Source organism: Salinispora fenicalii (assembly GCF_000514815.1).
In the GTDB taxonomy this organism is placed as follows: Bacteria; Actinomycetota; Actinomycetes; order Mycobacteriales; family Micromonosporaceae; genus Micromonospora; species Micromonospora fenicalii.
In genome coordinates, this window is record NZ_AZWQ01000019.1 from 202,857 (window position 1) to 213,924 (window position 11,068).

The window sequence follows — 11,068 nt, forward strand, 5'->3', positions numbered from 1 at the left end:
GCCGGGACCGGCGGCGGTCACGCGGTCGCGAGCAGCTGGTCCACCGGGGCATAGTCATCGGTCAACACCAACGCGTCGCCGACGAACTCCTGCAGCGCCGTGCCGTCCAGCACGACCGCAGCCGGGTCGACCTCGCCCAGCCGCTCTCGGATGGCGGCCAGCGGCAACGGCGCGTCCGAGGCCACGATGACGAAGTTGGACCCCTGCTCACCGGCGAGCGCGGCCGGCGGAGCGATCAGGGCTACCTGCCGGAACTCTGCCGCGACAGTAGCCACCTCACTACGGATGAAGCGTAGGGGCGGATAGTCGATGACGTTCTGCACGTACCCGCCGCCGGGACGGATCACCCGGCGGATCTCAGCGGCCATCTCCCGGGTAGCGAGGTGCCACGGCACCACCAGATGCCCGAAGGCGTCCCCCACCACCAGGTCCTGACTCTCCGCCGGCTCGGCGGCGACCAACATCCGGGCGTCCCCCACCACCGCGCGCAGCTCCGGCCCCTGACGCACGCCAAGCTTCTCCTCGCCCAGCTCGACCAGCCCGCCGTCAATCTCGAAGACCACGTTCTCGGTGCCCGGCCGGGTGGCGGTCAGATACCGCGGCATGGTGAAGCCACCTCCGCCCAGGTGCAGCGCGTCCAGCCGGCGCCCCGCGGGTGCGATGACATCGGCGACCGCCCCGAACCACCGGGTGTACGCGAACTCCAGGTAAGTCGGGTCGGCCAGGTCCACGTACGAGTGCCGGGCCGAGTTGAGCAGCAACGTACGCCCACTCGCCCGGCCGGGGTCGGACTCAACGCGGGCGCAGTGGTAGGCCGTCTCGATGTCACACGGGTTCGGGGCGACCGTGGTCAGTCCGGCGCCGAGCAGGCCGAGCACGGCCAGACTGGCCGACACCCGGGCCGGGCCGGTCAGCTGCTCGCCCGCCGTCCGCCCCAGCCACCAGCCGAGGATCAGCCCGGTAAGACCCAGCGAGACCGCCAGGCCGAGCAGGATCACCGTGCTGGGCAGCGCGGCCACCAACACGAAGCCGGTGACCAGGGTGGCGGTGACCGCACCCAGGGTGCCGATCGAGGAGAGCCGACCCACGACCTGGCCGGTACGGCGCAGGTCGGACAGCTGGAGCTTGACCACCATCGGGGTGACCGCCGACAGCAGCATCGCCGGCAGGAAGACAGCCAGCGCGACAAGCAGCAGAATCGCGGAGGCCGCCCCGCCCCGCAGCACCTCCCCGGCGTACCGGACCACGGGCAGGGTCACCGCGGTGGCGATCCCGGCCAGCACCAGCGCCGGGGCCAGCAGGGTACGTGGGTCCCGACGGTCCGCCAGCCACCCGCCGACCCACGCTCCGTACGCGATCGCGGCCAACGCGATGCCGATCACCGAGCTGGTCACCTGGAGGGTCACCCCGACGTACGGACCAACGAGGCGCAGCGCGGCCGTCTCCAGCACCAGGACTGCACCGCTGGAGAAGAAGACCAGAAACGCGGCCAGCCCTTTGGGCAGGGCGGAACCAGTCGCCGACCCGAGTCGGGCCGACCGGACGGGAGTCTGGGGCGAGGCGGAGTTCACCCGCGCGATGGTACGCAGCGAGGCTGGTCGCCCGAGTCAGTACATCGAAACATGAACGTGATTGGTGTGGTCGGCGGCGGGGCTCCCGCCGCCGCTATACGCTCGCCAACCGGTATTCGGCATCCATATCTGCCTATACCAGATGACGTACATCACGCCGAGTCGGCCCGCATTGTTCTTCAGGTAGGTCGCGAGCTGATCACCGTACGCCTTGTCGCCGCCGGTCGCGGAGACGTTCTTGAACCCGCTAGAGGCGGCGGCGAAGTCGCAGGCCTTCCCCTTCGGGTGCTCGCCCCCGCCGCCGCTGCGGTAGCAGGAGACGTACCGTTTGAAACCATCTGCCTGGGACTGCTTGAGCATGTGCAGGGTGCGCGGAGAGATGCAGCCAGAGGTGGTCGGGTCGTTGACCGAGCAGGACTCCGACGGCCAGGAGCCGTCCGAACTCCGGGGCGCTGACGCGGCGCTGGCCGAACCGCCACCGAACCCGGAGCCGCCACCCGAGCTGACGGCGGCGAGCGCCACCTCCGCCTTCTTCTTGTTCTTCGCCAAGATGTCGAGCTGCTTCTCCTGCTCGCGGACCTCGGAGTCAATCGCGATCTTCGCGTTCTTCGCCGCCTCCCGGACCTCGGTCAGTTCGCGCACCTTACGGCCGTCCCGCTGGGCCATCACGTCCAGATTCATCGCCCGATTCAGGAACTCGTCGGGCGACGCGCTCTCCAACAACGTCGCCATCGGGGTAAGTCGACCCAACCGGTACGACTGCGCGGCCACCTCGCCCACCTGAACGGTCAGGCCTGTCAGCTCCGCCTCGACCGTCTTCAGCTCCGTGGTCAGCTCCTCTTGCCGACGCTTGGAGTTCTTTAGCTTGGCTGTAGCGTCGATGTGCGCTTTGGCGGCGGCCGTCAGCGCTTTCCGCAACTTCTCGCTGCCGCCCTCTCCCGGCTCGGCCTGGGCAGGCACCGCGCTGAGCAGCACCGCCACGGCCACCACCACCGCCATCGCGAGGACAGTCAGCGGACGGGAGCCCCCGCGGGGCGGGACTGTGCGCACAGTGGATCCTTCCCGAGTGCCGTCAGCCCCCACGATCCCCGCTGGTCGGCACCCTATCGGCGGCCAGCGGGCAGAGACCGTCGGCCACGATACCGGACCGACCACCGCTGTGAGACCCCCAGATCCGCAAGCTCTCCCCGGATTGACGCTGGGTGGCGCACACCGTTACCCGGTGCAAAGTGCCGGGCGGCGGACACCGTCACACACTGCCTGACGCTGGGTGGCGCGCGTCGTCACGCTCCGCCGAAGAACGCCTCCCGAACCGCCTCCCAGATCCGCTCATCCGCCGCGACGAGCAGGCCCTGCCCCTCGACGCCCGGATGGTACTCAGCTCCGTCGAAGCGCCGGGCGACGCCACCGGCGGCCCGGACCAGATGAGTGCCGGGCACATGGTCCCAGGGCAGGGTGTGCCAGTAGAGCACGAACTGCTGCACCCCGAGGAGCAGGTCCAGATACTCCCGCCCGGCGCAGTGCTGGCCGGGAAGGAGCTCGCCCAACCGGGCACCGGCCTCCTCCACCCGCGGACGCAAGGCCGCCGGCAGGTAGCGAGCCATCGCCGCGCCCCGTAGCCGGCCCAGGTCAGCCGGTGCTCCGGCCGTACGCACCGCATGCCCGTTGACGTACGCCCCCACACCGGGGTGCGTGACAGCGAGCGTGCCGACCACCGGGTCGAACATCCACGCGGCGCTCGGTTCTCCGTCGATCAACAGGGCCACCATCAGCGCGAACGGCGGGCGACCGGCAGCGAAGTTGCCGGTGCCGTCGATCGGGTCCACCAGCCACACCGGGCCGGAGCGACGCAGGTGCCGCAGCAGCTCCGGGTCCTCGGCGACGGCCTCCTCACCGACCACCACCGAATCGGGCCGCAGCCGGCGCAGACCCGCCGAGATCAGCTCCTCCGCCCGCCGGTCGGCGACGGTAACGAGGTCGCCGGGGGCCTTCTCCTCGATGTCGGCTTCGTCCAGCTGGCGGAACAGCGGCAGCACAACCTGGTCAGCCGCCGTACGCAGGAGCGTGCTGACCTCGTCGGACAGGTTCTCAGTCACGGGACGGACGTCGCTTCTCGACCGCCTCTCGGACCACCGTCTTCCTCATCTCCCCGTTCTACCGCCTCCCGGGCCCCGCCGGGCTCGTCCGGGAAATCCCCGCCGACCGACAGCGGCAGCCCGGCCGCCGCACCTGAGGGCAACCAGGGACTGACTCAACGGGACCGGGACCCCGATCCACCTTGGCAGCAGCAACAGCCTCGCCCTGCCCACGTCACGCAACAGGACCGAGTTGGACACTGGGCGTTCTATCGACCAAGCTATCGGCCATACCGTCGACGTGGCCCAGTTCACACCCGCAGACTGGATTGACCGGGCCACCGGGCCCTGACGCATGAGCCGACGTTGGGACTTCTACGCAGCGCCCGGCGGGGGCGATCCGGTACGTCGAGAGATCCTTAAAGCCAGGCTCACGAAGGCGGAGACTGCCAAGCTCCAAACGATCATGGATCGGGTTGCCGAAGGACGTGCTCGACCTGGCGACGTCAAGCCGCTGCGCGATGGGGTGCTCGAGGTGCGCGTCCGGGTAGGCGAACGGCGAATGAGGTTGGCCTACGGCGAGGGAGCGAGCAACCTGGTCCTACTGGCGCTCCACTTCTTCCAGAAGCAGCGTCAGAACGAGAGTCGCCACGTCGACATCGCGGTAGATCGTTTCCGTGACTGGAAGTCACGACACGACAAGTAGTGTCATTATCGCCTCTAGGCGATACGCTGGGGCGGCAACCAAGGGGAGCCACGACATGGGGAACGAACTTTTCGATCTACTCGGACTAGATTCGGACAATCCTCACATTCGAGCAGCCCTGGAAGACGCCCGAGACGTCGAACGCTTGATCGACACACTCATCGGTCTGCGGGTTCGTCAAGGCCTTACTCAGGCGGACGTGGCCAGCGAGATGGAAACAACTCAGTCTGCCGTCTCGAAATTCGAACGAGCCGGCGGGGATCCAAGAATCTCCACCGTCCAACGCTACGCGAGGGCTTCGGGCGGCCGGGTACGACTGATGGTAGAGGTTGCCGGCCTTGCCGCATCCTGGAAGGCGAGCTACCACATACCGGCATCCGTCGACAGCGAAAGTGACGAGATGGAAACTCCCGCCGAATTGCGCCCCGTGATCGAACTGGCTTCATGACCTCAAAAACCGTCACCACTGCTGCAGAGTTCACCTCGCTTCTCAGCCTCGAGAACGTGCGCGTTTACGAGGTATCAGCACGGCGACGTGACGGCTTCGACATGAAAGAGATACCGGTCGACGGTGACTCCTCAGATCTTCATGTCCAGCAGGCACTATTAAATGGGGAGTTCATCTTCCGTGCGCAGATAGAGCTACGCGGAAGCAAAGCAGTGATCAGGGTCGACGTTGCGGCGATATTCGGCCTGACTACACCAGTGAGCAAGCCGACAGATCAAGTTCTTGACGACTTTGCGCATGGAGCTGGCCTCCCTACCGTAATGCCGTACCTCCGGGTACATGTGCAGCAAGCGGCGAGACTTATAGGCGTACCCGCTCCATTGCTCAAGCACTACTGGGGCAATGAGTTGCGGCAACTTGAGATCCGCTAGTTCATCCTTCGAACCTAACGTCCATGCCGTGCGCGTTCCGCCCACCGGCCACGGTCGTTGCGGTAGCGGGCAGGGACCAGGAACTGAGGTCGATTGAACCAATATATCATGGCGACTAAGGCCGCCGACAGCAATGTGAGGACTATCAGTACGTTCTGGACGGCGTCGATCAGATTCGTTGACAGGCTGGCGGTGGGCTCGATCCAGGTTGTCCCCAGGAATGCCGTGCCGAAGGTAAACATCAAGGCAATCGCGGCCACGCATCTGTCCTGGTGTCCATCCGGGAAGTAGTTCTTCCAATTGAACCACGATGCGAGGGCAACGAGACACGATGCGGCTGTCATTAAGAGCCCAAGGGTGAGAACGAGGCCAGACGCACGGTCGGGAATTGCTGCGTCAGCGATCGCGGTCACGCTTCCTCCGTTTCGTGCGGACCAGCAGCTCGTACGAATAAGACCATGAGCAAATCCGCTTCCCGATTCCCTTGCCAAGCTCGCTGGCTACGATTCCTCCAGCTCTGGCACCGATTACGCCGCTACGATAAACCTACCAGCCCGCCAGCTGCAGTGCCCATTGCGGCACCTATCGTACGCGCCTGCCCAATGCGTCAGCCATTCCTCGGCCTGCACCAGTAGCGACAAGATTCGGCTCATGCCCACAGCGGCCCGCAGCACGACTCTTTACGCTCTGAAGGGCAGCTCCCGCGCTGTTGGCAACATCAATGACACTAACTTGATCTTTAACCTGTGCGGTGTGGCAGGGGATCAAGTTAGACCTGCAGCCGATGGCGGTGCCGATTGGGTCCGGCTTCACCCACTCGCCCGTCGCGGGTTCGAGCAATCGGCCCAGCTCAGGGGTCAGACGCCCTAGCGTCAGGTCATGAGGATGTCGATAGCGAACGCGCGGGTCTTCGATGGCAGATCGGATGTGCTCACCGAACCGACCACCGTGACCGTCGACGGTCAGTTCATCGCCAGCCTCGGCGACTCGCGGGGCGACGGTGAGACCATCGACGCTGTCGGGCATACCCTGATACCCGGCCTGATCGACGCCCACTGGCACTCGGTTCTCGCCGGGGTCTCTCAACTGGAGATCGCGACTTCCGACCCCCGCTACATTATGCTTCGAGCGGCCCAGCAGGCGGAGCGGACGCTCCTACGCGGGTTTACCACGATCCGCGACACCGGCGGTCCTTCGTTCCCGCTCAAGCTTGCCATCGACCAGGGCGTGACGCCCGGGCCGCGCATCTACCCAAGCGGCGCGATGATTACCCAAACCTCCGGCCACGGTGACTTCCGAGTCAGGTCCGAGTTGCCGCGCGACCCCTCTAAGCCGCTGTCGGCCTTCGAACAGGTCGGCATCAGCGCGATCGCGGATGGCGTCGACGAGGTCCTACGGGCGGCGCGGCAGCAGCTGATGCTCGGCGCCACCCAGTTGAAGGTGATGGCTGGCGGCGGCATCGTATCGCCCTACGACCCGCTGGACGTGACCCAGTACACCGAACCCGAGATCCGAGCGGCGGTGGACGCGGCCGCTAACTGGGGAACCTATGTGACCGTTCACGCGTACACCCCGGCGTCGGTCAGGCAGGCCGTCCGGGCCGGGGTGCGCTGCGTCGAACATGGGCAACTGCTCGACGATGAGACGGTTAAGATGCTGGCCGACCGGGGCATCTGGTGGTGTCTTCAACCGTTCCTCGAGGACGAGGCCAACTCCATGCTCGACCCGGCGAGCCGGGCCAAGCAGAAAAAGACCTATGCCGGCACCGAGCGCGCCTACGAGATGGCCACAGCGCATGGCGTCAAGGTGGCCTTCGGCTCCGACATCCTGTTCGACCCTAAATTCAGCGAGCAGCAGGGTGCGCAGCTGGCCAAACTCGTGCGCTGGTATGCACCCGCACAGGTGCTGAGGATGGCGACTCACGACAACGCGTCGCTGCTGGCGATGTGCGGTGAGCGCAATCCCTACCCCGCGCCGCTCGGTGTCGTCGAGCCCGGCGCATACGCCGACCTACTGCTCGTGCGTGGCGACCCGCTGGCCGACATCGACCTGATCGCCGATCCGGCCAATCTGGCCGTCATCATAAAGGACGGCCAGATTGTAAAGAACGAAATCAAATAACTCGCCGTCTTCGGCGGGACCGGACACCAAGAAATCGAAAACCGCGAATCCCCATCAACGTCGACCAGGTTAAAGATCAAGCTAAGAGATGTCTAGTAGCCCTGGTGTCCGACAGCCCGTCCAGTTCCGCAGGTTGGTCCGGCTGGTCGCCGGGCAGGGCGGTGACGCGATCGCGGACGGGCGGCCGGGCCGGCAGTGGTCACTCGACCTCGCCGACCGGGTGTTGCTGGTCACCACCTACTGGCGCACGAATTTGATCATGCGCCTTCATCCCTCAGGGAAGCTGCCCACGGCTCGTTCGGGCCCCGGAATCGCCCGTGATAATGTCGCCGCCCGGATTACCCGAGCGGGCGGTTTGCATGGTCACAGTCGGCATGTTGGTTGGAATCGGGCTGGTGGCGTTGGGGCTGGTGCTCACGCCGGGGCCGAACATGGTCTACCTGGTTTCTCGGTCGGTCACGCAGGGCCGGCGAGCCGGGCTGGTGTCGTTGCTGGGCATCGCCGCCGGGCTCCTGGCCTATCTGATCGCCGCCGTGGCGGGAATCGCCACGCTGTTCGCGCTCGTGCCGCCGCTCTATACGGCGGTGAAGCTGGCCGGGGCAGCGTACCTGGGCTGGTTAGCCTGGCGGACGTTGCGTCCCGGGGGCCGGTCGGCCTTCGCTCCGGTGCCACTACCATCGGACGGCACGCGGCGCCTGTTCACCATGGGGCTGGCGACCAGCCTACTCAATCCGAAGGTCGCGATTCTGTACGGTTCGTTGCTGCCACAGTTCGTCGATCCGGCACGGGGGCACGTGGCGGTGCAGAGCCTGCTACTCGGCCTCACCCAGATCCTGGTCTCCCTCATAGTGAACGCGCTGATCGTGCTCACCGCCGGTTCGGTGTCGACGTTCCTGATTCGCCGGCCGGTCTGGATGCGAACGCAGCGGTACGTGATGGGTACCGCATTGGCCGGCCTGGCGATACGGATCGCGGCCGACCGGTCTCGGGCGGTCACCACCTGAGCCGCAACTGCACGCGTGCCGGCAGGTCAGCCGGCTAAGACGCTTCCTCGCAGGCGAGGCCCGGAGCCACTGGTTGATGCTGGCGATGGTGCCGGTGGCTTCGATACCCCGAGGCACTCGCCTGGCAGGAGGCACAGGACGAACTGATCGTCCGACTCATCCGGGCAGGCCACACGCCAGCACAAGCCGAGTCCTGGGCGGATCAGATCCCGCCCTGGAAGCAGGCATCCCCAGAAGCAGTCGGGACCTTCGCGTCCGCTCTCGCGGACCTATGGGAGCAACGTCGACGCGAAAACCCAGTCCCCCACCGAAGGCAACTGGCGGTGGGCCGCACAAGCCTGGACGGCCCACCGCATCCACAACTAGGCCCTATCCAGGGCTTGGGCATGGCCTTCTACATCAGCGCCTTCGAGAGCGACGAGTTCGACATCTGCCAGCACGTACCCCAGACATGCTTAAGCCCCCGACGTTGACGCGCCGGGGGCTCAGTTGCTCGCTTGTCAGCGCCGGGCGTGCTGCACGAACGCCCGCCACGCCTCCGGACCAAACACCAGAGCCGGCCCGGTGGGGTCCTTGCTGTCACGAACGCCCACGACGCCGGGAAGGTTGCTGGCAACCTCCACGCAGTTGCCACCGGTGCTGCCGCTTCGGCTGCTCTTGTGCCACTTTGCACCGATCAGATTACTCACTGATGCTCCTTGAGTGCTTGCTTGATGAGGTCTGCCGAGCGGAAAGGGTCTAGTGCAACCCCGTCGAGCGCCACCCAGGCCTCAGCGTATGCGGCCACCTCCCGGGCCTTCTCCAAGTACAGGGCCCCGGTTAGCGACTCAGAGTAGACGGTCGTTGGCTCGGCAGGACGTGTGCCCCGCGCCGGAAAGTCCACGATCACGAATCCGCCAGCGAGTGACACATGGTGGGGGGCGGTCACAATCGGTACTACCCGAATCGTGACGCTCTCCCGCATAGTGGCGTCTACAAGGTGTTGGAGCTGCGCCGGCATCTCCGGCGCGCGCTGCCGTAGTACCGCCTCACCCAGCACAACGTCGAGCTTCGGTGCACGGGGGACCCCACGCGTCAAAAGTTGCTGTCGTTCGAGCCGGACCGATACCGCTTTGGCCACTTCCGCCGGTTCGATGCCAGGCTTGGAACGTAGGACGCGCTCCGCGTACTCCCGGGTTTGGAGTAGCCCCGGCACGAGCGCCGGTTCGTACTGACGTAGCCGATCGGCTGCTGCCTCCATGCCTACATACAGCTCAAACCAGTCGGGGATGGCATCCCCGTATGCCTGCCACCACCCCCGCGCTTTGCTTTCACCCGCCAGTCCCACCAGGACCTGACGGATTTCGTCCGAGGTGCCGTAGAGGCGACACATCAGCTCGACATCGTGGGTGCGGACAGATGTCTGCCCCCCTTCAATGCGATACATGCGCGCCCTGCTCCATTCAAGCTGTTTTGCAGCCGTTTCGAGGGGCCATCCGGCCTCTTCGCGAGCCTGTTTCAGATACCGGCCGAGTTCCCGTCTTGGCACGCTTGATCCGACGCTCGTCACGTCACCATCCCTCACGTCTCAGTTTGCCCGCCGATCCGTTTCACTTCATCCACATGATGCACACACAATGAGCCGGTGTAAATATTTCAGCGAGATTTTCGCTCGGAGTGTTGCGACCTTGATTGCTTCAGGTAATGCTCTGTCCACCCTGCCGAGAGCTGTTTGGACTCTAGGAGCGTCAATGCTAATGATGATCTCGGTAGCAGCCCCACAGACCGATGGCCGCTGGGTGCGAGCGAGTCGTCCCCTGGACCCAAACCCACCCATGAACCGGCAGAAGCTGTCGGCAGTGCTTGTGGTGACGCTCGTTGTTGCCGCTGTGGTAGTCGAAAGGCTGAGGGTGACGACCCGGCCCTTAGCTACCAGTCACAGACTCGGGCCGGGGACGCCCTCCGCCGGTCAGGCCTCACCCCAGTTTGTCCGCCCCATAACGGTTCGGGTGCCGCAACGGGTCCCGGTGCGGGCCGCGCCGGATGCAACGCCATCCCATTCTTTAGAGGAGGTCGAAATGCGTATCCGCTGGTTCAGCCGCCGGAAGAGCAATCCGCCGGCACGGCCGCACCATGCGGCCCGAGCGCACCGCACGGTCGGGCCACACCGCGCGAACCCCCCGTACCGCCTGGCAGCGCCGAGCCCGGTCCGGCCAGTCAATCTGCCGGCGTGGATGACTCAACCCACCGTCGCCAACCCCCAGGTAGGCCGCGTCGGTTGGCTCACTCCGGCCCAGCAGTGGCGAGCCAACGGAGGTCGCTGGTGACCGCGCACCGGCCGCCCGCCCAAAGCGCCGACAGGCGAGACTGAGGGAGCATCGATGGTCGGCATTGCTACTGCCGTGGTCGTTGGGCTCGCCGTTGGCGTGATTCTGGGCCTGGTGACCAAAAGCCGCTCGGGCAGTTGGTGCCCCCGGTGTGGTGACCTCAAACGCTGCCTACGTGACCACGCGGGCGGGAACCGACCATGATCCGCGCACACGACCCCATGCGCCCGCTCTGGCGGTGCCGGGCCTGCGGCGCCGACTGGCCCTGCCAACCCGCGCGGCTCGCGTTGCTGGCCGAGTATCGCGGCAGGAGGTCAGCACTACTGGCCCACCAGGACAAGCTCCTGGCCGAGGCATCAGATCAGCTATCCCGACTCAACGGCACCAGACCCGACCTCAGGGAAAG

General features: G+C 65.9%; 11 protein-coding genes and 1 pseudogene. 6 read left to right on the top strand and 6 right to left on the bottom strand.

What is annotated here, in order from left to right:
* Positions 1-17 precede the first annotated feature (17 nt).
* From B116_RS0110055 to B116_RS0110065, 3 genes are all read right to left on the bottom strand, one after another.
* The gene (locus B116_RS0110055; RefSeq protein WP_027660007.1) at positions 18-1,571 is read right to left on the bottom strand and encodes a fused MFS/spermidine synthase; all 1,554 of its coding nucleotides are present in this window, start codon (positions 1,569-1,571) and stop codon (positions 18-20) included.
* Between the two features lie 36 nt (positions 1,572-1,607).
* Positions 1,608-2,621: a coiled-coil domain-containing protein gene (locus tag B116_RS0110060; RefSeq protein ID WP_027660008.1), complete on the bottom strand. Its 1,014-nt coding sequence runs from the start codon at positions 2,619-2,621 to the stop codon at positions 1,608-1,610.
* 233 nt (positions 2,622-2,854) lie between these two features.
* Positions 2,855-3,667 (bottom strand): inositol monophosphatase family protein, encoded by an 813-nt coding sequence (locus B116_RS0110065; RefSeq protein WP_027660009.1) that lies wholly within the window; start codon positions 3,665-3,667, stop codon positions 2,855-2,857.
* A 334-nt stretch (positions 3,668-4,001) separates the two neighbouring features.
* Here B116_RS0110065 and B116_RS24970 point away from each other — a divergent pair, with 334 nt between their 5' ends.
* The 3 genes from B116_RS24970 to B116_RS27440 are packed head-to-tail and all read left to right on the top strand — an operon-like array spanning position 4,002 to position 5,231.
* Positions 4,002-4,352 (top strand): type II toxin-antitoxin system RelE/ParE family toxin, encoded by a 351-nt coding sequence (locus B116_RS24970; RefSeq protein ID WP_223874555.1) that lies wholly within the window; start codon positions 4,002-4,004, stop codon positions 4,350-4,352.
* Between the two features lie 55 nt (positions 4,353-4,407).
* Positions 4,408-4,800: a helix-turn-helix domain-containing protein gene (locus B116_RS26515; RefSeq protein ID WP_082312775.1), complete on the top strand. Its 393-nt coding sequence runs from the start codon at positions 4,408-4,410 to the stop codon at positions 4,798-4,800.
* Positions 4,797-5,231 carry a hypothetical protein gene (locus tag B116_RS27440; protein WP_155245769.1) on the top strand — a complete coding sequence of 145 codons (435 nt, stop codon included), beginning with the start codon at positions 4,797-4,799 and terminating at the stop codon, positions 5,229-5,231. Before B116_RS26515 ends, B116_RS27440 begins: the two co-directional genes overlap by 4 nt.
* A 14-nt stretch (positions 5,232-5,245) precedes the next feature.
* Here B116_RS27440 and B116_RS27445 read toward each other — a convergent pair whose 3' ends face one another.
* Positions 5,246-5,644, bottom strand: a complete 399-nt coding sequence (locus B116_RS27445; RefSeq protein WP_027660010.1) for a hypothetical protein — start codon at positions 5,642-5,644, stop codon at positions 5,246-5,248.
* 466 nt (positions 5,645-6,110) lie between these two features.
* Between B116_RS27445 and B116_RS0110080 the strand changes: the two genes are divergently transcribed.
* Both B116_RS0110080 and B116_RS0110085 read left to right on the top strand, forming a co-directional pair.
* Entirely contained in the window at positions 6,111-7,352 is a 1,242-nt protein-coding gene (locus B116_RS0110080; protein WP_223874556.1) for a metal-dependent hydrolase family protein, read from the top strand.
* 359 nt (positions 7,353-7,711) lie between these two features.
* On the top strand, positions 7,712-8,356 hold the full coding sequence (locus B116_RS0110085; protein WP_027660012.1) for a LysE family translocator: 645 nt from the start codon (positions 7,712-7,714) through the stop codon (positions 8,354-8,356).
* A 500-nt stretch (positions 8,357-8,856) separates the two neighbouring features.
* Here the strand turns inward: B116_RS0110085 and B116_RS24975 are convergent, their stop codons facing one another.
* On the bottom strand, positions 8,857-9,045 hold the full coding sequence (locus tag B116_RS24975; RefSeq protein WP_018221516.1) for a DUF397 domain-containing protein: 189 nt from the start codon (positions 9,043-9,045) through the stop codon (positions 8,857-8,859).
* Entirely contained in the window at positions 9,042-9,905 is an 864-nt protein-coding gene (locus B116_RS0110095; protein ID WP_027660013.1) for a helix-turn-helix domain-containing protein, read from the bottom strand. The genes B116_RS24975 and B116_RS0110095 overlap by 4 nt, the downstream gene beginning before the upstream one ends.
* Positions 9,906-10,862: 957 nt before the next feature.
* Between B116_RS0110095 and B116_RS26535 the strand changes: the two are divergent.
* Positions 10,863-11,068: pseudogene (locus tag B116_RS26535) on the top strand (flavin reductase); the annotation flags it as partial.